The sequence below is a fragment of the Sphingopyxis alaskensis RB2256 genome, from assembly GCF_000013985.1.
In the GTDB taxonomy this organism is placed as follows: Bacteria; Pseudomonadota; Alphaproteobacteria; order Sphingomonadales; family Sphingomonadaceae; genus Sphingopyxis; species Sphingopyxis alaskensis.
In genome coordinates this window covers 3,114,504-3,138,733 of the sequence record NC_008048.1, presented here as the reverse complement: position 1 = coordinate 3,138,733, position 24,230 = coordinate 3,114,504, and the positions used below count along the sequence as shown (strand labels likewise).

Below are 24,230 nucleotides of genomic sequence, written 5' to 3'. Positions count from 1 at the left end.
CTCCCTTGTCGCGGGGAGATATCGGTCGGCGATGTCGCAGCGATTTGCCGATATGTCGCAATCCTGTCGCGAAGTGATGGTGCGCGGTCCTATTTCTCCACCCCCAGTTGCGTCAGCACGAAGGCATATTCCTCGGCATCCTCGCGCAGCGCGCCCCAGCGGCCCGATTTGCCCGCATGACCCGCGCCCATGTTGGTGCGCAGCAGCAGCAGCGAATCATTGGTGCGCGTCGCGCGCAGCTTCGCGACCCATTTGGCGGGTTCCCAATAGGTCACGCGCGGGTCGTTGAGCCCCGCCGACACGAGCATGGGCGGATAGGCCTTGGCCGCCACATTGTCATAAGGGCTGTAGCTCAGCATATAGTCGAAGGCGGCCTTGTCGGTGATCGGATTGCCCCATTCGGGCCATTCGCCGGGGGTGAGCGGCAAGCTTTCGTCGATCATCGTGTTGATGACATCGACGAAGGGCACGCCGGCAAGCACCGCGCCCCACAGTTCGGGCGCCTGATTATAGACGACCCCCATCACCTGCCCGCCCGCCGAGCGGCCCTCGATCGAAATCTTGCCTGCGCTGGTGTATTTTTTTGCGATCAGGCCCTTTGCGACGTCGATGAAGTCGTTGAACGTGTTGGTGCGCTCGGTCGTCTTGCCCGCGAGATACCAGGCGCGCCCCATGTCGTCGCCGCCCCGGACATGCGCGATGGCATAGATCATCCCGCGATCGACGAGGCTGAGCCGCGTCGTCGAAAAGCCGGGCGGGACGCGGTAGCCGTAGGAGCCATAGGCATAGAGGTGCATCGGCGCGCTGCCGTCGAGCTTCGTCCCCTTTTTGTAGACGAGCGAGGCGGGGATCATCGTCTTGCCGTCACGACTCGGCAAACTAACCCATTCGGTAATATATTGTTGAGAATCATAGCCAGAAGGGATTTCTTGTACCTTCAGCGTTTCGAGCGTTCCACTCGCCACGTCATAGTCATAGACGGTGTCGGGCGTGACCATCGATTCATAGTCGAGCCGGAGCTTGTCCTGATGATATTCGGGATTGTCGCCAAGCCCCGCCACATAGGTTGCCTCGGGAAACCGGATCCGGCCGGGGGTCAGCGGCGCGTCATACCGGCGCACATCGACCTGATCGAGGCCGTCCTCGCGCGCTTCCAGCACGAAATAGTCGCGAAAGATCGACAGGCCGGTGATGTAGCTGTGGTCCGAGCCGGGGATCAGCGTCGTCCATTCGCCGGGCTTGTCGATGCTCGCGGTCGCAATGCGGAAATTGGGGTGCTCGTCGTTGGTGTGGATATAGAGAATGCCCTCGCGCTCATCGACGCTGTATTCGCGGCCCTTCCGGCGCGGCGAGACGAGCTGCATCGGCGCTTCGGGATTGTCGGCGGGAAGCAGATAGACCTCGCTCGTCTCGTTATCGCCCGTCGCGATGACGATATAATTGTCGGCCGCCGTCTTGCCGATGCCGACGCCGAAGCCGATGTCGGCCTCCTTGTAGAGCAATTTATCTTGCGCGACCGGCGTGCCGAGCTTGTGCAGCCGGACATTGTCGGTGCGCCAATTCTCGTTCGCGAGGCCATAGAGGATCGCGTCATTGTTCGCGGTCCAGACGAGCGACGACAAGGTGCCGGGGATGACATCGGGCAGCAGTTCGCCGGTTTCGAGATTGCGGATGCGCGCCTCGAACCGTTCCGAACCATTGTCGTCGAACGAAAAGGCCATCAGCTTGCCGTCGGGGCTGACCGAAACTTCGGCGAGGCGGAAATAATCCTTGCCGTCGGACATCGCGACCTCGTCGAGGATCAGCTGGGTTTCGCCCCCGGCCACCGGCTTGCGATACCATTTCTTATATTCGGCGCCCTCTTCATATTCGACCCAGTAAAGCCAGTCGCCGTCCTTTTGCGGGACCGAGCTGTCGGCCTCCTTGATGCGTCCCTTCATCTCCTGAAACAGCGTTTCGACCAGATCGGCATGCGGTTTCATCGCCGCGTCGAAATAGGCATTTTCGGCCTTCACATAGTCGAGGATGTCGGCATCATCGATCGTCGGATAGCCTGGGTCGCGCAGCCAGAACCATGGATCGGACAGCGTCTTGCCGTGGAGCGTGACGGTGTGGGGCCGCTGCTCGGCAACGGGAGCGGCGGGCAGCGCGGGGCGGTCGGTCAATTCACTCTCTTTCTGTTGGGCAGGGGCGCTGGCGGGCACGACAAGCGGGGTGGTAATTGCGGCCAGAAACATCCAAATAGCGCGCACAAGACAACTCCCGCAGCATCGCCCGCATGGGCCGGAACGGCTGCGATGTAGGAACAAGGAAGCGACCATGTCCAGCCCCGTCCACGCCGAGCGCCTCGCCCGCGTCCGTGCCGAATTGAAAGCGCGCGGCCTCGATGGCTTCATCGTGCCGATCAGCGACGAACATATGAGCGAATATGTCGGCGCCTATGCGCAGCGCATGGCCTGGCTGACCGGCTTTGGTGGATCGGCCGGGACCGCGGCGGTCCTGCCCGAAAAGGCGGCGGTGTTCGTCGACGGCCGCTACACCGTGCAGGTGCGCGACCAGGTCGACGGGTCGCTCTTCGACTATGTCGGGGTGCCGCAGTCGAGCGTCGCCGAATGGCTGGGCAGCCATGTCAGCGCGGGGCAGAGGGTTGGTTATGACCCCTGGCTGCACGGTATAGACTGGGTCCGCGGGCTGGAAAAGGCGCTGGCGGCGAAAGGTGCGAGCCTTGTCGCGGTCGACAAGAATCCGGTCGACGCGGCATGGGACGACCAACCCGCGCCGAGCAACGCGCCGGTGAGCGTTTATGATACGGCGCTCGCCGGACAGAGTGCGGTCGAGAAACGCGGTGTCATCGCCGACTGGCTGAAGGCGAAGGGGCTCGACACGACGGTGATGACCGCGCTCGATTCGATCGCCTGGACCTTCAATATCCGTGGGGAGGACGTGAGCCACACGCCGGTCGGGCTGGCCTTTGCACTGCTCCACGCCGACGCCACCGCCGATCTGTTCATCGCGCCCGAAAAAATCACCGACGCGGTGCGCGCGCATCTGGGCAACAGCGTGCGGATTCACGACCGCAGCGCCTTTGAAGGCGCGCTGGCCGGGCTTGCGGGCAAGAAAGTCGCTGTCGATCCCGACCGCGCGGTCGCGGCGATCTTTACCGCGCTCGAAAACGCGGGTGTGCAGGTCGAACGGCACCGCGACCCCGCGGTGCTGCCCAAGGCGATCAAGAATCAAGTCGAACTGAGCGGCACGCGCGCTGCGCACCTTCGCGACGGCGTCGCGGTGTCGCGTTTCCTCAAATGGATGGAGGAGGTCGCGCCGCAGGGCGGCCTCGACGAGCTGGGCGCGGCGGCGAAGCTGCGCGAATTTCGCGAGGCAGGCGGCGCGCTCAAGGATCTGTCGTTCGACACCATTTCGGCGGCTGGCCCGAACGGCGCGCTGCCGCATTACAAGGTCGACGAAACCACCAACCGCAGGATCGAGAGGGGCACGCTCTATCTGGTCGATTCGGGCGGACAATATGCCGACGGCACGACCGACATCACGCGCACGATCGCGATCGGGGCGCCCAGCGCCGAAATGCGGCGCCGCTTCACGCAGGTGCTGAAGGGTCATATCGCGCTGGCCACCGCGCGCTTTCCCAAGGGCACACGCGGCAGCCAGCTGGACATCCTCGCGCGCCAGTATCTGTGGGCCGACGGGGTCGATTATGCGCATGGCACCGGGCATGGCGTCGGCACCTATCTCGCGGTCCACGAAGGGCCGCAGCGGATCGCCAAGCCGGCGGGCGGACAGGCGGGGACCGAGGAGCCGCTGCACGCGGGCATGATCCTGTCGAACGAGCCCGGCTATTACAAGGCGGGGCATTTCGGCATCCGCATCGAAAATCTGGTGATCGTCGTGCCGCAAGAGATCGACGGCGCCGAGGAAGAGATGCTGGGGTTCGAGACGATCACCTTTGCGCCGATCGCGAGAGATCTGGTCGACGTGGCGCTGCTGTCGTCCGCCGAGGCCGACTGGCTCGACGCCTATCATGCCGCGGTGTTCGAAAAGCTGTCGCCGGGAATGGACGAGGCGATGCGCGACTGGCTTGCCGCCGCCTGCGCTCCGCTCGACCGCACCCCTGCCGCGCTCGCGGCCTGAGCCGGTGCAATGACCGGCCATCGCAGCACGGTGCCGCTCGCCGATTTCCGCGTGCAGGAGCGCGTGCGTGTGCGCTTCAACGAGATCGACGGGCAGAATATCGTCTTCAACGCCAATTATCTCGTCTACGCCGACATCGGTGTTACCGAATATTTCCGCGCGCTCGGCGAAGGCCAGCCCGGTCCCTATTTTAACCAATATGGCACGGATATCCGCGAGACGCATTGCGAGATCGACTATCACGCCCCCGCCCGGCTCGACGAACTCATCACGATCGCGGCGCGGATCAGCGCCTTCGGCCGCACCAGCTTTACGCTGCATTGCGGGATTTTTCGCGATTCCGAACGGCTTACCGACATCGAGATCAGCTATGCCCATATCGACAGCGACAGCGGCCAGCCGACGCCCCTGCCCGGCAGCTTTATTGCCGAAGTGCGGCGATTCGAATCGCGAACGCCCATGCAGGGCTGATTCGCGATCGGCGATTTGAACCGGATTCGATTTCTCGACCGGAAAAGTCGGGTTTTCCGGCGAAAACGGACAAAAAAAGGGCCGCCCAAAGGCGGCCCGTGAAAGTTTTGGGAGAGGATGCCTAAAAGGCAAGGGTGATATTGCACTGCACAATGAATGTTGCAACTGCGAAATCAGCATCCGTGATTGCATTTTTTGCAAGCGTCGCCGCTCCCGCCAATAGGGGTGCAATCGCGCGCCCTCTCGCCAATCGCGGCGACTTCGCCTAAATTGCCGCCATGAAGATGTTTGGCAAAGTCGATGTCGGCGGCGGATTGTCCGATTTCTGGGCCTATATCCGCGAGCCGCGCCCGCACCGCTGGGCGGTCTGGGGCGTCGCGCTGGCGCTCACCTGGGTCGTGTTCAGCGGGGTCGAACAATATCTGATCCCCGTCGACAGGCCCAAGGCGCAGATCATCTATTTCGAAAACTGGACCGCCGACCGCAGCGCCGGGGAGATTCGCGCCGACTGGATCGCGCGCGCCAGGGAGACGACGCGCCGCAACGCCAGGAAGCGCGCCGAATATCAGCGCTTCGCCGACAGCCTGGGCATCGAATATGATTCGACCGAGGCCGACAGGGTGACGCGCGAGACGCTGGGCGAAGAAGCCGCCGAAGCCGTCAAGCAAAGGCCCGCACCGCCGCCGCGCTCGACGCTCGCCGAGCGCGCGGCGCGCGGGCCGCAGCCCGAAATCACCGACTGACGTGGCGCTCCGCGCGCCCGGCGACACCGACTGGATGGCCGCCGCCGCCGGGCTGGCGCGCCGCGGTCGCCCGGCGTCGGCGCCCAATCCCAATGTCGGCTGCCTGATCGTCAAGGCGGACCAGGTGGTGGCGCGCGGCTGGACGCAAGCCGGCGGTCGCCCGCACGGCGAAGCGGTGGCGCTGGCGGCGGCCGGGGTCGCCGCGCGCGGCGCGACCGCCTATGTCACGCTCGAACCCTGCGTCCATGCCAGCGCGCGCGGCCCGGCGTGCAGCGATTTGCTGATTAGGGCGGGAGTCGCTCGCGTCGTCGTTGCGGTGCAGGATCCCGACCCGCGCACCGACGGCGCGGGCATTGCGCGATTGCGCGCGGCGGGGATCGAGGTGACGGTCGACGTCCTCCCCGCCGATGCCCGCGCGGCGATGGCGCCCTGGTGGACGCGGCAGACCATGGGGCGTCCATTTGTGACGCTCAAGCTCGCGACCTCGCTCGACGGCCGTATCGCACCGGCCGACGGATCGAGCCGCTGGATCACCGGCGACCGCGCGCGCGCGCACGGCCATCTCGAACGCGCCAGCCACGAGGCGATCCTCGTCGGGCGCGGGACGTTCGAGGCCGATGCACCGCGGCTCGACGTGCGCTTGCCGGGGCTCGAAGATCGCAGCCCGAAGAAATTTGTCCTCACGCGCGGCGCGGCGCCCGAGGGCTGGACCGCCGTTGCCTCGCCCGATGCCATCGAAGGCGTCGATTCGCTGCTCGTCGAAGGGGGCGCAGGCGCGGCGGCCGCCTTCCTTGCCGCCGACCGCGTCGACCGACTGCTCCTGTACCGCGCGCCGATCCTGATCGGCGACGGCAAGGCGGCGCTCGGCGACATCGGCCTGACCAGAATCGCCGCCGCGCACGGCCGCTGGCGCCTTGCCGACAGCCGGATGCTTGGCAGCGACCGGCTCGACGTCTACGAGCGCGTCAGGACAATTTGAGGGGCTCCCATGTTCACCGGCATCATCACCGACATCGGCACCATCCGCAGCCGCGAGGATCGCGGCGACACGCGGCTCGTCATCGCGACCGCCCATGACACGGCAACGATCGACCTCGGCGCATCGATCGCCTGTTCGGGCGCCTGCCTGACCGTCGTCGACAAGGGACGCGATGCGGATGGCGACTGGTTCGCGGTCGATGCCAGCGCCGAGACGCTCGCGCGTACGGCCCCGGGCATGTGGGACGCGGGGCGCCGCCTCAACATCGAACGCGCGCTCAAGGTTGGCGACGAGCTGGGGGGGCATATCGTCACCGGCCATGTCGACGCGGTGGGCCGGATCGTCGCGGTCGAACCTGTCGGCGACAGCGTCAAGCTGACGGTCGAGGCGCCCGCCGCGCTGGCGCCGCATATCGCGCCCAAGGGGTCGATCACGCTCGACGGCGTGTCGCTGACGGTCAACGAAGTGACCGACCAGCCCGACGGCAGCGCGCATTTCACGCTCAACATCATCCCGCACACGCAGGCGATGACGACGCTGGACGAAGCGGCGGCGGGGCGACCGGTCAATCTGGAGATCGACATTCTCGCGCGCTATCTCGCGCGGATGCAGGCGCGCGCCGCCTAGAGCGATGTGCTGTATATCTGACCCGCCGCGAGTTCGGGATCGGCGGCGATCATCGACCGGCGCATCGCCAGGCGTCCGATTCGCAGCAGCTCGGCCTTGCGGCGCGCCGGTGCGAGGTTGCAGTTTGCGGCGTCGCGCACGACCGCGGCGCCATAGCGGTCGGCGACGATCAGCCCGGACGTTTCGGGGCGATAATCGGGCGTGTCGAGGATCGCGGGGTCGAGCCCTGCCGCGAGCGCCCAGTAAAAACGGTCACACCAGTCGCAATAGTCGGGCCATTTGCCATCGCCGTGGAGGTCGGCGCGGCTGACCTTGATCTCGACGATCGTGATATGGCCCCTGGCGTCGATCGCGGTGAGGTCGGTGCGGCGTCCATTGGGCAGCGTGACTTCGGGGATCGCGACCAGCCCCTGTTGTGCGAACAGCCGACACACGCCGCGCGCGACGTCCGCGGCGGTCAGCGGGTCACGCGCCATGCGGCCTCATCGTCAGAATGGGACGTCATCGTCCAGATCATCGTCGAACGGCGGGCGTCCGCCACCCGGCGCGCCGCCGCCGCCCGAACCGCCGCCGCCGCTGCCCCCCTGATCCCAGCCGCCGCTCGAACCGCCGCCCTGATTCCAGCTATCGCCGCCGCCACCGCGCGCGCCGCCACCGGGCGCGCCGTCGAGCATCGTCAGATTGCCGCCCATGCCGGCAATCACCACTTCGGTCGTATAACGGTCGTTGCCGTCGCGGTCCTGCCACTTGCGGGTGCGCAGGCTGCCCTCGACATAAACCTTGCTGCCCTTCTTGAGATAGCGTTCGACGACGCCGACCAGCCCTTCGCCGTTGATCACGACATTATGCCATTCGGTGCGCTCCTTGCGCTCGCCGGTCATCCGGTCCTTCCACTGTTCGGATGTCGCGATGCGGATGTTGGCGATCTTGCCGCCATTCTGGAACGACTTGATTTCGGGATCGGCGCCGAGGTTGCCGATGAGAATTACCTTGTTGACGCTGCCAGCCATCCGCCGCTCCGCTCCGCTCATAAGTTGGGAGGATCAGCCTAGGCCAAAGGCAACGGCTGTCCAGTATGTGATACCAGCAGCGGCATAGGCGAGCGCAAACAAATAGCCAACCATGAACAGCGGCCATTTCCATCCGTTCGTCTCTCGCCGCGTGATCGCGATCGTCGAAATGCACTGCGGCGCAAAGACGAACCAGGCGAGGAAGGCGAGCGCGGTGGCGAGGCTCCACTTGCCCTGCAATCGTTCGCCGAGCGTCTGCGCCATCGCCTCCTCGTCGCCATCGGCATCGATCGCATTCGCCGTCGCCATCGCCGACACCGCGACCTCGCGCGCCGCCATCGCGGGGATGAGCGCGAGCGCGATGTCGTGGTTGAACCCGATCGGCGTGACGGCGACCTCCAGCCCGCTCGCGATGCGGCCGGCGATGCTATAATCGACCTGGCTCTGCCCCTCGGGCGCCTTGGGAAAGGTGAGAAGCAGCCACAAAATGACTGTCGTGAACGCGATGATCGTGCCCGCGCGGCGCAGAAAGATCCACGCGCGCTGCCACAGGCCGAGCGCGACGTCGCGCAGCCGCGGCATCTGGTATCGCGGCATTTCCATCATGAAGCCCGCGCCCGTGCCCCTGGCCACCGTGCGGCGCAGCGCGAAGGCGACGACAAGCGCGCCGACGATCCCGGCGACATAAAGGCCGAAAAGCACCAGACCCTGAAGCCCGATGCCGGTGCCGCCGACCCCGCTGTCGGGGATGAAGGCGGCGATGATCAGCGCATAGACCGGAAGCCGCGCCGAACAGGTCATCAACGGCGCGATCAGGATCGTCGTCAGCCGGTCCTTCTCGTCGGGGATCGCGCGCGTCGCCATGATGCCGGGCACGGCGCAGGCAAAGCTGGAGAGGAGCGGGATGAAACCGCGCCCCGACAATCCGACCTTGCCCATCAGCCCGTCCATCAGAAAGGCCGCGCGCGTCATATAGCCCGACGCCTCCAGAAGCAGGATGAAGAGGAAGAGAATCAGGATCTGCGGCAGGAAAACGACGACCGCCCCGACGCCCGCGAGCAGTCCCTCGACCACCAGATCGCGGAGGAGGTTCTGCGGGACATTATCGACAACCCACGCCTGAGCCGCGCCAACCAGCGCTTCGAGCGCGTCGGCGGGCGGTCCGGCCCAAGCGTAGACCGCCTGGAACATCACGAACATCAGCGCGAGCAGGATGATCATGCCGAACACCGGGTGCAGCACCACATTGTCGACGCGCTGCGTCCAGCGGCGCACCGGCGTTTCGCTGACGATCGCGGCGCGGGCGATCGCGCGCGCGCGCTGGTGAAGCGCGCTGTCGTTCGCCGGTCCGGCGGCCGCCTCGCGCGGCTGGTGCGAGCGGATTGCGGCATCGACCGCGGCAAGCAGATCGGCCAGACCGCGCTTGCGCACCGCGACCGTCGGCACGACGGGCACGCCCAGCTCGTGCGACAGGCGTTCGGGATCGAGCGTCAGCCCGTCGCGCTCCGCGAGATCGACCATGTTGAGAGCCACGACCGTCGGCAGGTCGAGCGCGAGCAGTTCGAGCGCGAAGCAGAGATGATTGTCGAGGTTGGCGGCGTCGAGCACGACGATCAGCGCATCGGGGCGCGTCTCGCCCGCCTGCCTGCCCAGAATCACGTCGCGCGTCACCGCCTCGTCGAGACTCGCGGGGGTGAGGCTGTAGGTGCCCGGCAGGTCGATCAGCGACAGCGGGCGGCCGTCGGCGAAACTCGCATGGCCCGCCTTCCGCTCGACGGTGACGCCGGGATAGTTGGCGATCTTTTGCCGCGCGCCGGTGAGCGCGTTGAACAGGCTCGATTTCCCGGCATTGGGATTGCCGACGAGCGCGATCGAGGGGATGGCGGCGGTCATGCGGGTTCGACTTCGATGGCGGCGGCCTGCCGCGCGCGGATGATGACCTTCATGCGTCCGACGATGAGCGCGAGCGGATCGCGCGAAAAGATGCTGCCGCGGTGGAGCGGGGTCACCTCGCACCCTTCCATCAGGCCGAACTCGCGCAGACGCCGTCCTTCGCCATCGGACATGGCGGTCCAGTCGATGCGCGCAATCCGTACCGTTACGCCGAGCGGCGTCTTGTCGAGCAAAGCAGTCATTTGCGAGCGATTATCAATAACAGCAGCGCGGCGCCAGTCCTTTATCGCTGCCGCGTCACCGCCCCGGATAGCGCAGCCGTCCGACGAAGCGCGCAAGGCTGGGCCGGTCGGGCTTGTTCGCGGCACGGCGGTGCTTCCAGCTTTCAAAGCGCATCACCTGGTCGATCCGGCGCGACAGGAAGGCGCGCGTGTCGGCATGGCCATCGCTCTCGTCGTTCAGGAACACCGCCATCGTCGACCCATAGACGGCGCCGAGGATCACGCGCTTGCTGTAATGATTGAAATCGGTCGCACGGTCACCCGCGAGCCGCCACATATGATCGGCCGCGCGCCAGCCAAGCTTCGCCGCGTGCGGCGCGTTGCCGGGCAGGGCGAGCAGCGCGAGCGCGCGGCGCAGCGATTCGCGGTTCGGCGCAAGCAGGTCGAGCCGCGTTTCGACGAGCGTCGTGATCCGTTCGCGAATCTTGAGCTTGGCCAGTTTGTCGGCGGGCCATTTCGCGGCCATGCGTGCGTCGATGTCGGCAAACCAGGCATCGACCATGTCGCGCCCGCCGCCGGGGAAGGCGAGGCGCGCGACGTCGGGATCGACTGCGGTGCGGCGCGCGGCATCGTCGAGCGCCGCAGGGCCGAAGCCATCGAACGCCGCCGACGCGGCGATCAGCGGCGCCAGCGCGGCGCGAATCTCATCGAGCGTGGGGTCGGCGGGAAGGATCGAGGCCATGCGCGTCAGATAGGCTGCACAGCGCCGCTCGGCAACCGGAACCGCACGGCCGAGCCGTGGCAACGCCGCGACGCTTCGCCGCCGTTTAGATTTTCTTTTGCCACTTACCCATTGTGCCGACGCGGCGTGACCCATAGCTTCGTCATCGAGCGCGGCGACCAAGGGGGCCGTCGGCGCAGCATTTGACGAGATGGAGGAAATATGACCGCATCGCTGTTCCAGCCGATCACGCTGGGCGCCATCGAAGCGCCGAACCGCATCATCATGGCGCCGCTGACGCGCGGCCGCGCGGGACCGGGCTTCGTTCCCAATGAGCTCGCGCGCGAATATTATCGCCAGCGCGCCTCGGCGGGGCTGATCATTTCGGAAGCGACGGGGATTTCGCAGGAGGGGCTCGGCTGGCCGAATGCGCCGGGCCTGTGGACCGATGCGCAGGTCGAAGGCTGGAAGCCGGTGACCGAAGCCGTCCATGAGGCGGGGGGCCGCATCGTTGCCCAGCTCTGGCATATGGGCCGCGTCGTCCATTCGGTGTTCAACGACGGCAAACCACCCGTCTCGGCTTCGGCGACGCGGGCGCCAGGCAAGGCGCACACCCCGGTCGGCCGCCTCGAATATGAAGTTGCGCGCCCGCTCGAACCGGGCGAAATCCCGCGCGTCATCGCCGATTATGCGAAGGCCGCCGAAAATGCGAAGCGCGCCGGTTTCGACGGCGTCCAGCTGCACGGCGCAAACGGTTATCTGATCGACCAGTTCCTGCGCGACAATTCAAATCTGCGCGACGATGATTATGGCGGCCCGGTCGAAAACCGCATCCGCCTGCTCCGCGAAGTGACCGAAGCGCTGATCTCGGTCTGGGGCGCCGACCGCGTCGGTGTGCGTCTCTCGCCCAATGGCGATACGCAGGGCGTCGACGACAGCGCGCCCGAAAGGCTGTTCCCGATCGCCGCGGCGGCGCTCGACGCGCTCGGCATCGCCTTCCTCGAGTTGCGCGAGCCCGGCCCCGACGGCACATTCGGCAGAACGGATGTGCCCAAGCAGTCGCCGTCGATCCGCGCCGCGTTCAGGGGCCCGCTGATCCTCAACAGCGACTACACCGCCGCGCTCGCCGACGAAGCGATCGCCAGCGGCATCGCCGACGCGATCGCCTTCGGGCGGCCCTTCATCGCCAATCCCGACCTCGTCGAGCGCATCCGCACCGGCGCCGAATGGGCCGCCGACAATCCGCAGACCTGGTATTCGCCGGGGCCCGAAGGTTACATCGATTATCCGGTACTGGAGGCGGCCTGATCGGAGACGGGTCGTCCCCGCACAGGCGGGGGCGGCCCGCCCTATCCCTTTTCCGCCAACGCCTTGTCGATGATGCTCGCACCGATCGGCGCCAATATCCTGTTGCCGAAACGGAAGAGCAGGAAAGCAAGGACAAAGAGCAGCACGGGCGCGATAAAGAGCACAACAATCGCCGCGATGACAACGCCGAAGAGAAGAAACATGAAACCGCCGGTGAGCTCGGCCTGACCCTTGGGGCCCAGTTCGACGGTGCGCGGCCCTTTTGCATCCCACCATTTGCCGGTGACGATCGTCTTGCGCGCGCCGCCCACATGCGGCGCGGGCCGGCCCGCGATCCGCGCGGGCGCGGATTGTGGCGCGGGGCGGTCATCGGGCGCCGGATTATTCCACGGCCGCCTGTCGCGCTCGGCGATCGCAGCGGCCAGACGGTCTCTGCCGTCGTTCGCCTTGGCGGGCCGCGCCGCCGGTTTCGGCATCGGGGCGGGCCGCGCGCTGAGGCCCGATTCGGCGCGCGCGGCGGCCGACATGTCGGGAGCGACGCTCGCCTTCGCGGGGCGGATCGGCTCGACGCCGAGCTTGCGGTCGTGCTCGGCCATACGTTCGGCCGCCGTCGGCGGGGTCTGCCCGGTTTCGCGGTCGATCACCACCAGCCGCCCGCTGCGCTCGACGACGGAAAAACGGCTGGGAGGCGGACGATCAACCAATACCGAATTGTTCCTTGAGCGCGAGCATCGCGAGCGCGGCCTTCGCCGCCTCGCCGCCCTTATCCTTGCGCGTCTTGTCGGCGCGCGCAAGCGCCTGTTCTTCATTCTCGACAGTGAGGATGCCGTTGCCGATCGCGAGCCCGTCGAGTGTCAATGCCATGATGCCGCGCGCGCTTTCGTTCGAGACGACCTCGAAATGATAGGTTTCGCCGCGGATCACCACGCCGAGCGCGACATAGGCGTCGAAGCGTCCGCTATCGGCGGCGAGCGCGATCGCCGCGGGCACTTCGAGCGCGCCGGGGACGGTCACCGTTTCATGGCTATGCCCTTCGGCATCGAGCGCGCTGCGCACGCCATCGAGCAGCATGTCGTTCAAATGGCTGTAGAAACGCGCTTCGACGATCAGGACGTGCGCCATCAGGCTTCTCCGGGAATGGGGCGTTCGCCGACGACCGACAGGCCATAGCCTTCGAGCCCGACGATATTGCTGTGGGTGGGGGTGAGCAGTTCCATCGCGTGAACGCCGAGGTCGGCGAGGATCTGCGCGCCGATGCCGTAGGTGCGCAGGTCCATGCCGCCGGTCGGCGGCGGCAGCGCCTCGGCGTCGGCCGATCCGGGGAGCGGGCGCATGAGCAGGACGATGACCCCCGCACCCGCTTCGCCGATCGCGTCCATCGACCGTTGCAGGCGGCGCTTGCGGGGGCCGGGACGCCCCATGATATCGTCGAAGATCGACACGGGGTGCATCCGCACCAATGTCACGCCATCGGGATCGACCGGCCCCTTTTGCAGCACCAGATTGACGCTGCCGTCGATCTTGTTGCGATAGGATTTAAGCCGCCACTCGCCGCCATAATCCGATTCGAACGGTTCGTCGGCAACGCATTCGACCAGCCGGTCGCTGCGGTTGCGATAGGCGATGAGGTCGGCGATCGTACCGATCTTGAGCCCGTGGCGCCGCGCGAAGGGGATGAGGTCGTCGAGGCGCGCCATGGTGCCATCGTCGTTCATGATCTCGCAGATCACCCCCGACGGATTGAGTCCGGCAAGGCGCGCGATGTCGACCGACGCCTCGGTATGGCCCGCGCGGACGAGCACGCCGCCGTCGCGCGCGATGAGGGGAAAGACATGCCCCGGCGTGACGATATCGTCGCGCCCCTTGCTCGCATCGATCGCCACCGCCACCGTGCGCGCCCGGTCCCCCGCCGAAATGCCCGTCGTCACGCCTTCGCGCGCTTCGATCGAGGTGGTGAAGGCCGTTTCGTGCCGCGTGCCATTGTTGCGGCTCATCAGCTCGAGGCCCAGCGCATCGACGCGCGCCCTGGTCAGCGTCAGGCAGATGAGCCCGCGGCCGTGCGTCGCCATGAAATTGATCGCGTCGGGGGTGGCCATCTGCGCGGGAATGACAAGGTCGCCCTCATTTTCGCGATCCTCGTCGTCGACGAGGATGAACATGCGGCCGTTGCGCGCCTCGGCGATGATCTCTTCGGGGCTCGCCATCGGCGACAGGTCGCTGCCGTTGGCGAGCCAGTTTTCGAGCTTGCGCAGCGTTTCGGCGGTCGGGTTCCAGCCGGGCGAGTCGAGGTCGCGCAGGCTGTTGGCGTGAAGCCCCGCGGCGCGCGCGAGGCCCGAACGCGACATGGTGCCGTCGGCGACGATGGCGCGGATGCGATCGATGAGCTGGATGGTCATGCCAGCCATATCTCACATCATAATGTGATCGTCAATCCATCAATCACATTCAACGTTAATTGGGGCCAAAGGTCGGCCCATATTCGCGCTTGGGCGCATCGGCATCGGCCTGTGTGTCGAGCAGCGCGAGCAGCTGGCCCGTCCGGTCATCGCGCCTGGCATAGTCGCGCGCCGACATGCCGGCGACATGGTCGGTCTTGTCGGGATTGGCGCCGCGCCGCATGAGCAGGCGGACCATCGCGCCATTTTTGGACTGCACCGCCAGGATCAGCGCGGTCTCGCCGCGCCGGTTCGCCTGGTCGACCGGCGCCTTTTGCTTGAGCAATTCGTCGGCTCCGTCGGTATAGTTGAGCAGCGCGGCATGCATCAGCGGCGTCATGCCATTGCGGTCGGCGATCGCCGGATCGGCGCCCTTGGCGAGCAGAAAGCGCAGCCAGCTGGTGTCGCGCCGCTTGGTGACGATCATCAGCGCGGTCTCGCCCGTGTCCACATTGCGCGTGTTGATCAGCGTCGGATCGTCCTGGAGCGCGGAGGTCGCCTTGTTCCCGTCGCGATTCTCGACCGCTTGCAGAAAGGCATAGCCGCCGCGGAACTGCGCCTGCGCCGGGCCATGGACCAGCCCCGCGGCGGCAAGCGGGACGAGAGCGAAAGCGGCAAGGCGGAACGCGGCGCGGCGGAACATGATCTGGGCGACCCCTGGGGCAATTTGTCCGCCGCTCGCGCGACGACAATGGTTGATTTTCGCGTGCTAGCCGACCAAGGCTGGCCACATGATGAATGTCGCAAATATGGGGCAAAGGATCGTCCGTGCAAGTCTGATCCTCGTTTTCGGCGCCGCGCTGGCGGGCTGCGACGGCAGCGGCGGCAGCGCCGCGCCCGCCCGGCCGCCGCTCGAAGGCGCGCGGATCGGCGGCCCGTTCACGCTGACCGACCAGAATGGCCGCACCGTCCGCGACAGCGATTTTGCCGGCCGCTATCGCCTCATCTATTTCGGCTACAGCTTCTGCCCCGATATCTGCCCGGTCGACCTGCAAAAGCTGATGCGCGGCCTCGCCCGGTTCGAAAAGACCGATGCCGCGCGCGGCGCCAGGGTCGCGCCGCTCTTCATCACCGTCGACCCCGCGCGCGACACGCCCGAAGCGCTCAAACCCTTTGTCGCGCGCTATCACCCGCGCCTGCTCGGCCTGACCGGCACGCCCGAACAGATCGCCGCGGCCGCCAAAGCCTTTGTCGTCACCTATAACAAGGTGCCGGGATCGGCCCCCGACCGCTATCTGATGGCGCACAGCCAGCTCGCCTTCCTGATGGGTCCCGACGGCAAGCCGCTCGCGCTGCTGCCGCTCGACGACCCGACGACCGATCCCGACGAGGGTGCGCCCACCAAGGTCGCCGCCGAACTGGCCAAGTGGGTCAAATAGCGATGGCGGGGGCGACATCGGAGCGCCCCTTCTGGGAAGCGCCGCTCGCCAGCCTCGACGCAGGCCAGTGGGAGGCACTCTGCGACGGCTGTGGCAAATGCTGCCTGCACAAGCTGGAAGACGAGGACACCGGCCGTATCTATCCGACCAATGTCGCGTGCCGCCTGCTCGACCTGTCGACCGCGCGCTGCGGCGATTACAAGCATCGCCGCCGCCGCGTCCCCGACTGCCTGACGCTGACCCGTTCAAAGGTCGGCGATATCGAATGGCTGCCGCAAAGCTGCGCCTATCGCCTGCGCGCCGAGGGCGAGCCTTTGCCCGAATGGCATTATCTGGTCTGCGGCGACCGCGACGCGGTCCACCGCGCGGGCGAATCGATCGTCGGCTGGACGGTGAGCGAGGATGTCGCCGGGCCGCTCGAGAATCATCTTGTCGAACGCATCATTTGATCCGGCAGCCGACGGGCCGCGCATCCGTGTGGGGGATGCGGCATGGCCGGTGCGCATCGTCCGCCACGCGCAGTCGCGCCGCTATCGCCTGATTTTCGATGGTGCGCGCGGCGAACTGCGGCTCACCGTGCCGCGCCGCGCGAGCGAACGCGCGGCGATCAAATGGGCCGCCGAGCAGCAGGCGTGGCTCGCCGAACAGATCGGCAAGGCGGTCAGGCCGGTGATGGTCGGCCCCGGCGCCGTCATCCCCTTTCGCGGCATCGAGCGGCGCATCGACTGGTCGCCGGGCGCGCCGCGCACCATCCGGCTGGGCAGCGATACGCTCGGCGTCGGCGGCCCGGTCGAGAGCGTCGGCCGCCGCATCGAGCGCTGGCTGAAGGCCGAGGCGCTCACGCTCATGGAAAGCGAGAGCCGCGCAATTGCGGGCGCGGCGGGACTGGCCGTCGGCCGCGTCGGCGTCGGCGACCCGCGCAGCCGCTGGGGCAGTTGCACCCACGATGGCGACCTGCGCTACAGCTGGCGGCTGATCATGGCGCCCGACCATGTCCGCCGCGCGACCGTGGCGCACGAGGTCGCGCATCTTCGCCATATGGATCACAGCCCGGTCTTTCATGCGCTCGTCGCCACGCTGCACGACGGCGACGTCGCCGCGGCGCGCGGCTGGCTGCGGCGCGAAGGGCGCGCGCTGCACCGTTATCGCTTTACCGCCTGAGCGCGCTCAATCCGCGGGTTCGACGGGAGCGGGCCGCGGCGGCGGCACGCGGACCTGGGGCGGCGGCGCTTTCGGGACCGAAATCACCTTGGGCTGGCCGCCGCCCCCGTTTGCGGGCGGGCGGCGCCCCGTCTGCTCCTCGATCCATTGCTGGTCGAGCACCGGAGCTTCGACCGCGGGCGGCGTGCCGAAACTGTCGGGCGGGCGGCTGTCATAGGGCAGTTCGATCGGCATGCCATTTTCGTCGACGAGCATGCCTTCCTCGCCCGGCTCGCCCAGATAGGCCTCGCCCTCGTCCTCCAACTGCCATTCGGGCAGCACGACCTCGGTATCGAATTGCTCGACCGGGCGCCGCGCAACCGCGACGCGCATATAGTCGGCGAAGGCCTTGGCCGGCGCGCGGCCGCCCTGCAACCCGCCGACGGGTTTCGCATCGTCGCGGCCCATCCACACGCCCGTCGTAAGGCCGCTCGAAAAGCCGAGGAACCACCCGTCCTTGTTGCTCGACGTCGTCCCTGTCTTGCCCGCGACCGGACGGCCGATCTGCGCCGCGCGCCCGGTGCCGGTGTTGACCGCGGTCTGGAGCAGGTCGGTGATCCCGGCCGCCACCCAGGGATCGACCAGCGTGCTGCCGCGCTCGGCAGGCCGCTGATAGAGCAGCTCGCCGCTCGCGGTCGTCACCCTGGTGATGCCATAGGGCTGCACCGACACGCCCCCGCGCGCCACCGCGGCAAAGGCGGCGGTCATGTCGATCACGCGCACCTCGGCGCTTCCCAGCACCATCGACGGGTGCGTGTTGACGGGCGTGGTGATGCCGAAACGGCGTGCCATGTTGGCAACCGCCGAAAAGCCGATTTCATCGCCCAGCTTGGCCGCGACGGTGTTGACCGAATAGGCAAAGGCGCTGCGCAAATCCATCGTGCCCGCAAAGCGGCCCGACGAGTTTCGCGGGCTCCAGCCGTTGATCGTCACCGGCTCGTCGACCACGGGATCGTCGACCTTATAGCCCGCCTCGAGCGCGGCCATATAGACGAACAGCTTCCACGCCGATCCCGGCTGGCGCAGCGCCTGCGTCGCGCGATTATAGTTGGAGGTCACATAGTCGCGGCCGCCGACCATCGCGCGCACCGCGCCGTCGCGGTCGAGCGACACGAGCGCGCCCTGCACGCCCGGCGGCGTGTTCGCCTGGATCGATGCCGTCGCGGCGCGCTGCATGTTGAGGTCGATCGTCGTGTAGACGTCGAGCGCCTCGCTGCCTTCGTCGATCAGCATGTCGAGCTGCGGCAACGCCCAGTCGGTGAAGTAACGCGCGCTGTTCTGCCCCGTTTCCTTGGCAAGCTGAACATTCGCGGGTTCCGCTGCTTCGGCCTGCGCGTGGGTGATGACCCCCGCATCGACCATGACGTCGAGCACGACGTCGGCGCGGCCGAGCGCGGCCTGGGCATCGGCGGTCGGCGAATAGCGCGACGGCGCCTTGACGAGCCCGGCGATCACCGCGGCTTCCGACAGCGACATTTCGGTCGCGCTATGACCGAAAAAGCTGTTCGACGCGGCGTCGATGCCATAGCTGCCGCCGCCGAAATAGACCTTGTTCAGATAGAGTTCGAGGATCTGGTCTTTCGAGAATTTCCATTCGAGCGCGAGCGCGAGGATCATCTCGCGCGCCTTGCGCGCCCAGGTATAGCTGTTCGACAGGAAGATATTGCGCGCCAGCTGCTGCGTGATCGTCGAGGCGCCCTGCATCCGCCGCCCGGTGCCGTAATTCTCGACGGCAAAGACCGCGGCGCGCGCCATGCCGACCGGATCGAGGCCGGGATGATAGCGAAAGCGGCGATCCTCGACCGCGACCATCGCATCCTGCATCACCTGCGGCGTTTCGCCGAGCGACAGCCAGCGGCCGTAATTGGGGCCCAGTGACAGAAAGACGGTGCCGTCGGCGGCGCGGACGCGGATCGTCTGCCCCGCGGGCGATTTCTTGAGCTCCTCGAAACTCGGCATTCGCTGCACGGCGATGCCGACCGCGACGCCCAGCGCGACGAGGCCGACGACGGCGAGCCCCAGCCCCCAGCGAAAGATGCGGCGCAGCCACAGGCGCAGGCGTGACGGCGCACCGCGGGGCGAGCCGCTGCCTTTACCGGGCGATGACGATTTATTCGACGAAGCTTGCTGTCTCTCGCGGCGCAAAGCCCGTATTCCTTCTCTCACTGCGCCCCTGATGCGTCAGTCCGCGAAGGGTTCAGCCCTCGCCGGTTGACGCCTCATCCGGCGCGCGGTCGGCGAAGTCAAGCGCCGCGCTGTTGATGCAATAGCGCAGGCCGGTCGGTCCGGGGCCGTCGGGGAACACATGGCCGAGGTGGCCCTCGCACGTCGCGCAGCGCACTTCGGTGCGGATCATCCCGTGGCTCGCGTCGCGATGTTCGGTCACCGCCGCTTCGTTTGCAGGCGCCGTATAGCTTGGCCAGCCCGACCCGCTGTCATATTTGGTGCGGCTGTCGAACAGCGGCGCGCCGCAACCCGCGCAGCGATAGATGCCATCGCCCTTATGGTCGGTATATTTGCCGGTGAAGGCGCGTTCGGTGCCGCCCTCGCGCAGCACATGATGGGCCATGGGGTCGAGCGGCTTGTCGGTTTTCGGGTCGGTCATCGGCGGTCTCCAGCGGGCGCGTCGCGCTTCTTCGCCTTCATATCGGAGCGGTGCGGCGCGGCAACAAGGGGGCAATCGGCGCAACGGCTTTACGCCGAATTAACCCTGTTTGACGCATGAAAGCCGCGTGAAACGGTGTCTTTTCCTGCTCGCAGCCCTCTTTTTCGGCGCGCCGCCGGCCGCCGCGCAATGTCTGCTCTGCGCGCAGGATGCGGCGGCGGGTCAGGGGCGCAAGGCCGAAACGCCGCTGCGCATCGACGTCGAAACGCGGCTCGACATGGGCCGGATCGCAGTCGGCGCGATGGGTGGCGAGGTCGAGATCGATCCCGCCTCCGGCGCGCGGCGGCTGCGCGGCGACCTCGTCGACCTCGGCGGCTTTGCGCTGTCGGGCACCGTGACGGTGCGCGGCGAGCCAGGCGCCGAAGTGCGCGTGATCCTGCCCGCCAGCGTCGACCTGACCAGCGGCCACGGCCGCACCGCGCGCGTTACCGGGCTGGTGACCGACCTGTCGGCGGCGCCGCGGCTCGGCGCCGATGGCCGCCTGCAATTCCGCTTTGGCGGCCGTTTGCAGGTCGCGGCGCTCGACGACGGCGATTATCGCGGCCGCATTCCGGTGACGGTCGAGTATCAATAGGTCAGGCGGCTTTGGGGTGGGGAACCGACGTCTATTTGTCCAGCGTCGTCATCGCGGACTTGATCCGCGATTCACTGCGGCGCTGAAGTCATGAACCCCGGATCAGGTCCGGGGTGACGGTGAAAGCGGCGACCGAAACCGGTCAATGGAGCAACCTCCCTGCTCAATCGTCGGCGAGCAGCGCCAGTTTCACGCGCGCGGTGCCGCTGCGGTGCAGACCGATTTCGCGCGCGGCGGCGTGGCTGACGTCGATCACCCGGCCATGGGCAAAGGGTCCGCGGTCGTTGATCCGCACGACGACGCTGTCGCCGGTGGCGACATTGGTGACGCGCACCATCGAGCCGAAGGGCAAGGTGCGGTGCGCCGCGGTGAGCTGGCCGGGATCGAAGCGTTCGCCGCTCGCGGTGCGGTTGCCCGCAAGTTCATTGCCATAATAGCTTGCGACGCCGCCGACGATCTCGGTTTCCGGTACGATCTCGGCAAGCGCCTCATCGACGATCGGGACTTCCTGCGCCGCGGCTGACGCCGTCAGCAGAAGCGGAAGCAGCATGGCTGAAAAGGCCCGCATGACACATCCTCTTGTCAGAGGAAGCGCCCAAAGCAGCGGCGGCGTGCCGAGGCAAGCCGCCGCGCGTCCAATCGAACCCTATTTGCGGCCGGATGTGCGTTCAGACGTCGAGATTCGCCACCGACAGCGCGTTGGTCTGGATGAAATCGCGGCGCGGTTCGACCTCGTCGCCCATCAATCGTTCGAAGATTTCGTGCGCAATGTCGGCCTGTTCGGCCTCGACGCGCAGCAGCGAACGGTTCGAGGGATCGAGCGTCGTTTCCCAAAGCTGTTCGGCATTCATCTCGCCCAGCCCCTTGTAGCGGCTGATCGCGAGGCCCTTGCGGCTGTGCGCGAAGATCGCCTCGAGCAGTTCGGACGGACGCGTGATCGGCGTGACCTTGCGGGCGGTCGCGGCGGGCAGGTCGCCGTCGCTCGCTTCGGCATCGTCCTCGGCTGCCTCGGTCGCGGCGAGCGCGGCGGCGTCGGCGGCGAGCGCCGCGGCGCTGCTGCCCTTTACCAGCCGCGCCGGGTGCGCATAGGTTTCGGCCTGTTCCGCGGCAAGCGTGTGCAGCCGACGCGCCTCCTGGCTCGCGAGGAAGGCCGCGTCGATCGCATGATGGTCGCTGACCCCGCGCCAGCGCTTTTCGAGCGTGTAGCCGCCGCCCGCGGCCGTGATCGTCCATTTCGCCTCGGCGCCGCCGGTCAGCGCGCGCTCGGCGGCGTTGAGCCATTCGGCGGCGCGGACCGCGGCGGCGGTGCGGCCCGCGCTGTCGAGCGCCGGATCGAGGGCGCCGTTCAGCGCCAGCGCCTCGACCAGCCCATAATTATGGCCGCGCGGGACATAGCGCATCAGCGCGCGCAAACGGCGCCCATGTTCGATCAGTCCGCGCAAATCGGCGCCCGACCGCGCGCCGCCGGTGGTTTCGAGCATCAGCGCATCGATCCCGCCGTCGACGAGGTAGTTTTCGAGCGCGCTGTCGTCTTTCAGGTAAACCTCGCTCCGCCCCTTCGCGACCTTATAGAGCGGCGGCTGCGCGATGTAGAGATGCCCCTTCTCGATGATTTCGGGCATCTGGCGGTAGAAGAAGGTGAGCAGAAGCGTGCGGATATGCGCGCCGTCGACGTCGGCGTCGGTCATGATCACAATCTTGTGATAGCGCAGTTTTTCAATGTTGAACTCGTCGCGGATGCCGGTGCCGAGCGCCTGGATCAGCGTACCGACCTCCTTCGACGAAATGATGCGGTCGAAACGCGCGCGCTCGACGTTCAGGATCTTGCCCTTCAAGGGCAGGATCGCCTGCACATGCCGGTCGCGGCCCTGCTTCGCACTGCCGCCTGCCGAGTCACCCTCGACAAGGAAAAGCTCGCATTTCGCGGGGTCGCGTTCCTGGCAGTCGGCGAGCTTGCCGGGGAGCGAGGCGATGTCCATCGCGCCCTTGCGCCGGGTGAGCTCGCGCGCCTTTTTCGCGGCCTCGCGCGCCGCGGCGGCATCGACGACCTTCTGGATCACCGCCTTCGCATAGGCAGGATTTTCCTCGAGCCATTCGGTCATCCGGTCGGCCATCAGGCTTTCGAGCGGCTGGCGGACTTCGGAGGAGACGAGCTTGTCCTTGGTCTGCGAGCTGAACTTGGGGTCGGGCAGCTTGACCGAGACGATCGCGGTCAGCCCTTCGCGCATATCCTCGCCGGTGAGCGACACCTTCTCCTTCTTCAGCAGTCCCGACTTTTCGCCATAGCCGTTCAAGGTGCGCGTCAGCGCGGCGCGGAAGGCGGCGAGGTGCGTGCCGCCGTCGCGCTGCGGGATATTGTTCGTGAAGCAGAGGACATTTTCATAATAGCTGTCGTTCCATTCCAATGCGACGTCGATGCCGATGCCGTCGCGCTCGCTGCTGATCGCGATCGGATCGGGGAGCAGCGGGGTCTTGTTGCGGTCGAGATATTTGACGAACGCCGCGATGCCGCCCTCATAGAAGAGGTCGTGGCTGACATGTTCGGCGTGGCGCGCGTCGACGAGCTTGATCCGCACCCCAGAATTGAGGAACGCCAGCTCGCGGTAGCGATGCTCGAGCTTTTCGAAATCGAACTCGGTGACATTCTTGAACGTGTCGGTCGACGCCTGGAAGGTGACGCGCGTGCCCTTTTTGCCCGCCGGGGCGGGGCCGTTGACGCGGAGCGGGGCGACGGCGTCGCCATGCTCGAACCGCATCCAATGTTCCTGCCCGTCGCGCCAGATGGTGAGTTCGAGCCATTCGGACAGGGCGTTGACGACGCTGACGCCGACGCCGTGGAGGCCGCCCGACACCTTGTAGGCATTGTCGTCGCTGGTATTCTCGAACTTCCCGCCCGCGTGGAGCTGGGTCATGATGACTTCGGCGGCCGACACGCCCTCTTCGGCGTGGATGTCGGTGGGGATGCCGCGGCCATTATCCTCGACGCTGACCGACCCGTCGCTGTTCAATGTGATGAGTATGAGGTCGCAATGACCGGCAAGCGCCTCGTCGATCGCATTGTCGCTGACCTCGAACACCATATGATGCAGCCCCGACCCGTCGTCGGTGTCGCCGATATACATGCCCGGCCGTTTGCGCACGGCATCGAGCCCCTTCAATACCTTGATCGAATCGGCGCCATAGGCGTTGGCGTTGGGCTGTTTTGCGGCGCCTTCGGGCGCGCTGTTCTCGGGGGTGTCTGTCATGTCGATTATATAGGGTCGGCGCGCATAAAACCCAAGCGAAAATGCCGCTCTCGGCCTTCGCGCGACGGGCGTTGCACCCCCGCGCGGCGACCGCTAGTTTCATGGCCATGAAACATGTCCTCGTTGTCCCCGCCGCCGTCCTGCTCGCCGTGTCGCTTGCCGCGTGCAACCAGCCCGCGCCGCCGCCCGACAACGCCCCCGAGGTCGCGGGCGAACCGCTCGCGACGCGCGCGGTGATGATCGGCACCGAGGGGCCAAGCCTGCCCGCCTGTTCGAGCATCAGCCGGGTCAAGGACGGCGGCACCGACGTCTATTGGGCGCCGAACGAGACGCGCGCGGTGAAGGCGAAGCTGGCCGGCGGCGCGCGCGTGTCGCTGTGCGAAGCGGCGGAGAATGACGCCTGGTTCGGCATCGTCTTTGCCGCGCCCGGCACCGATCCCGACATGTGCGGCGTCGGCAGGTCGGTGCCGAATGCCCGCGAATATCAGGGGCCGTGCCGCTGGGGCTGGATTCGCGGCGGAACGGTGCAGCTGGGGGGCTAACGCGGAGCGGTGGGGCGCCGTTATGGTGAGTTTGGCCGATTGCGGACATAATAAGATCCTCCCCATCGCAA

The 24,230-nt window shown here is 66.9% G+C and carries 25 protein-coding genes; 11 read left to right on the top strand and 14 right to left on the bottom strand.

Annotated elements, in window-relative coordinates; genetic code table 11:
- Window positions 1-89: 89 nt before the first annotated feature.
- A complete protein-coding gene (locus SALA_RS15235) occupies window positions 90-2,237 on the bottom strand; it encodes a S9 family peptidase (protein WP_011543264.1) in 2,148 nt (715 codons plus the stop codon).
- An 82-nt stretch (window positions 2,238-2,319) separates the two neighbouring features.
- On the opposite strand from SALA_RS15235, the gene SALA_RS15230 reads away from it, so the two are divergent.
- The 5 genes from SALA_RS15230 to SALA_RS15210 all read left to right on the top strand — a co-directional run bounded on the left by SALA_RS15230 (window position 2,320) and on the right by SALA_RS15210 (window position 6,966).
- On the top strand, window positions 2,320-4,146 hold the full coding sequence (locus tag SALA_RS15230; protein ID WP_011543263.1) for an aminopeptidase P family protein: 1,827 nt from the start codon (window positions 2,320-2,322) through the stop codon (window positions 4,144-4,146).
- Window positions 4,147-4,155: 9 nt separating this feature from the next.
- Window positions 4,156-4,617, top strand: coding sequence for an acyl-CoA thioesterase (locus SALA_RS15225; RefSeq protein WP_011543262.1), 462 nt, complete (start codon window positions 4,156-4,158; stop codon window positions 4,615-4,617).
- A gap of 278 nt (window positions 4,618-4,895) precedes the next feature.
- Entirely contained in the window at window positions 4,896-5,360 is a 465-nt protein-coding gene (locus SALA_RS15220; protein WP_011543261.1) for a hypothetical protein, read from the top strand.
- Between the two features lie 34 nt (window positions 5,361-5,394).
- Window positions 5,395-6,339 carry a bifunctional diaminohydroxyphosphoribosylaminopyrimidine deaminase/5-amino-6-(5-phosphoribosylamino)uracil reductase RibD gene (ribD, locus tag SALA_RS15215; RefSeq protein WP_041384199.1) on the top strand — a complete coding sequence of 315 codons (945 nt, stop codon included), beginning with the start codon at window positions 5,395-5,397 and terminating at the stop codon, window positions 6,337-6,339.
- Between the two features lie 9 nt (window positions 6,340-6,348).
- Entirely contained in the window at window positions 6,349-6,966 is a 618-nt protein-coding gene (locus SALA_RS15210) for a riboflavin synthase (RefSeq protein ID WP_011543259.1), read from the top strand.
- Here the strand turns inward: SALA_RS15210 and SALA_RS15205 are convergent.
- Genes SALA_RS15205 through SALA_RS15185 form a run of 5 tightly spaced genes read right to left on the bottom strand, consistent with a single transcriptional unit; the run spans window position 6,963 to window position 10,832 of the window.
- Window positions 6,963-7,442, bottom strand: coding sequence for an MmcB family DNA repair protein (locus tag SALA_RS15205; protein WP_011543258.1), 480 nt, complete (start codon window positions 7,440-7,442; stop codon window positions 6,963-6,965). The two genes, SALA_RS15210 and SALA_RS15205, sit on opposite strands and share 4 nt — an antisense overlap.
- A 12-nt stretch (window positions 7,443-7,454) precedes the next feature.
- Window positions 7,455-7,976 carry a single-stranded DNA-binding protein gene (gene ssb, locus SALA_RS15200; protein ID WP_011543257.1) on the bottom strand — a complete coding sequence of 174 codons (522 nt, stop codon included), beginning with the start codon at window positions 7,974-7,976 and terminating at the stop codon, window positions 7,455-7,457.
- Window positions 7,977-8,009: 33 nt separating this feature from the next.
- Complete coding sequence (locus tag SALA_RS15195) at window positions 8,010-9,869, bottom strand: ferrous iron transporter B (RefSeq protein ID WP_011543256.1); 1,860 nt, start codon at window positions 9,867-9,869, stop codon at window positions 8,010-8,012.
- Entirely contained in the window at window positions 9,866-10,111 is a 246-nt protein-coding gene (locus SALA_RS15190) for a FeoA family protein (protein ID WP_041383431.1), read from the bottom strand. The genes SALA_RS15195 and SALA_RS15190 overlap by 4 nt, the downstream gene beginning before the upstream one ends.
- A gap of 55 nt (window positions 10,112-10,166) precedes the next feature.
- Window positions 10,167-10,832 (bottom strand): COQ9 family protein, encoded by a 666-nt coding sequence (locus tag SALA_RS15185; RefSeq protein WP_041383430.1) that lies wholly within the window; start codon window positions 10,830-10,832, stop codon window positions 10,167-10,169.
- A 201-nt stretch (window positions 10,833-11,033) separates the two neighbouring features.
- Between SALA_RS15185 and SALA_RS15180 the strand changes: the two genes are divergently transcribed.
- Window positions 11,034-12,119, top strand: coding sequence for an alkene reductase (locus SALA_RS15180; RefSeq protein ID WP_011543253.1), 1,086 nt, complete (start codon window positions 11,034-11,036; stop codon window positions 12,117-12,119).
- A 41-nt stretch (window positions 12,120-12,160) separates the two neighbouring features.
- On the opposite strand, the gene SALA_RS15175 is transcribed toward SALA_RS15180, so the two are convergent.
- From SALA_RS15175 to SALA_RS15160, 4 genes are read right to left on the bottom strand one after another with little or no spacing between them, the layout of a single operon-like run.
- Entirely contained in the window at window positions 12,161-12,823 is a 663-nt protein-coding gene (locus SALA_RS15175; protein ID WP_153802723.1) for a hypothetical protein, read from the bottom strand.
- Window positions 12,816-13,241, bottom strand: coding sequence for a 6,7-dimethyl-8-ribityllumazine synthase (ribH, locus tag SALA_RS15170; protein ID WP_011543251.1), 426 nt, complete (start codon window positions 13,239-13,241; stop codon window positions 12,816-12,818). Before ribH ends, SALA_RS15175 begins: the two co-directional genes overlap by 8 nt.
- On the bottom strand, window positions 13,241-14,515 hold the full coding sequence (gene ribB / locus SALA_RS15165) for a 3,4-dihydroxy-2-butanone-4-phosphate synthase (RefSeq protein ID WP_011543250.1): 1,275 nt from the start codon (window positions 14,513-14,515) through the stop codon (window positions 13,241-13,243). Before ribB ends, ribH begins: the two co-directional genes overlap by 1 nt.
- Window positions 14,516-14,570: 55 nt before the next feature.
- Window positions 14,571-15,197: an ankyrin repeat domain-containing protein gene (locus tag SALA_RS15160; protein WP_011543249.1), complete on the bottom strand. Its 627-nt coding sequence runs from the start codon at window positions 15,195-15,197 to the stop codon at window positions 14,571-14,573.
- An 88-nt stretch (window positions 15,198-15,285) separates the two neighbouring features.
- Between SALA_RS15160 and SALA_RS15155 the strand changes: the two genes are divergently transcribed.
- From SALA_RS15155 to SALA_RS15145, 3 genes are read left to right on the top strand one after another with little or no spacing between them, the layout of a single operon-like run.
- Window positions 15,286-15,933 carry an SCO family protein gene (locus SALA_RS15155; RefSeq protein WP_011543248.1) on the top strand — a complete coding sequence of 216 codons (648 nt, stop codon included), beginning with the start codon at window positions 15,286-15,288 and terminating at the stop codon, window positions 15,931-15,933.
- A 2-nt stretch (window positions 15,934-15,935) separates the two neighbouring features.
- Entirely contained in the window at window positions 15,936-16,382 is a 447-nt protein-coding gene (locus SALA_RS15150) for a YcgN family cysteine cluster protein (RefSeq protein WP_011543247.1), read from the top strand.
- Window positions 16,363-17,094 (top strand): M48 family metallopeptidase, encoded by a 732-nt coding sequence (locus tag SALA_RS15145; protein ID WP_237700891.1) that lies wholly within the window; start codon window positions 16,363-16,365, stop codon window positions 17,092-17,094. The genes SALA_RS15150 and SALA_RS15145 overlap by 20 nt, the downstream gene beginning before the upstream one ends.
- Before the next feature lie 6 nt (window positions 17,095-17,100).
- Here the strand turns inward: SALA_RS15145 and SALA_RS15140 are convergent, their stop codons facing one another.
- Both SALA_RS15140 and msrB read right to left on the bottom strand, forming a co-directional pair.
- Entirely contained in the window at window positions 17,101-19,278 is a 2,178-nt protein-coding gene (locus SALA_RS15140) for a transglycosylase domain-containing protein (RefSeq protein WP_049754684.1), read from the bottom strand.
- Window positions 19,279-19,330: 52 nt separating this feature from the next.
- The gene (msrB, locus tag SALA_RS15135; protein WP_011543244.1) at window positions 19,331-19,738 is read right to left on the bottom strand and encodes a peptide-methionine (R)-S-oxide reductase MsrB; all 408 of its coding nucleotides are present in this window, start codon (window positions 19,736-19,738) and stop codon (window positions 19,331-19,333) included.
- A gap of 127 nt (window positions 19,739-19,865) precedes the next feature.
- Here msrB and SALA_RS15130 point away from each other — a divergent pair, with 127 nt between their 5' ends.
- Window positions 19,866-20,372 (top strand): DUF4402 domain-containing protein, encoded by a 507-nt coding sequence (locus SALA_RS15130; protein ID WP_011543243.1) that lies wholly within the window; start codon window positions 19,866-19,868, stop codon window positions 20,370-20,372.
- 163 nt (window positions 20,373-20,535) lie between these two features.
- Here SALA_RS15130 and SALA_RS15125 read toward each other — a convergent pair whose 3' ends face one another.
- Both SALA_RS15125 and gyrB read right to left on the bottom strand, forming a co-directional pair.
- Window positions 20,536-20,940 carry a septal ring lytic transglycosylase RlpA family protein gene (locus SALA_RS15125; RefSeq protein ID WP_011543242.1) on the bottom strand — a complete coding sequence of 135 codons (405 nt, stop codon included), beginning with the start codon at window positions 20,938-20,940 and terminating at the stop codon, window positions 20,536-20,538.
- A gap of 100 nt (window positions 20,941-21,040) precedes the next feature.
- The gene (gyrB, locus tag SALA_RS15120) at window positions 21,041-23,617 is read right to left on the bottom strand and encodes a DNA topoisomerase (ATP-hydrolyzing) subunit B (protein WP_011543241.1); all 2,577 of its coding nucleotides are present in this window, start codon (window positions 23,615-23,617) and stop codon (window positions 21,041-21,043) included.
- A gap of 101 nt (window positions 23,618-23,718) precedes the next feature.
- Here gyrB and SALA_RS16545 point away from each other — a divergent pair, with 101 nt between their 5' ends.
- Window positions 23,719-24,159, top strand: a complete 441-nt coding sequence (locus SALA_RS16545) for a hypothetical protein (protein WP_192807427.1) — start codon at window positions 23,719-23,721, stop codon at window positions 24,157-24,159.
- Window positions 24,160-24,230 lie beyond the last annotated feature (71 nt).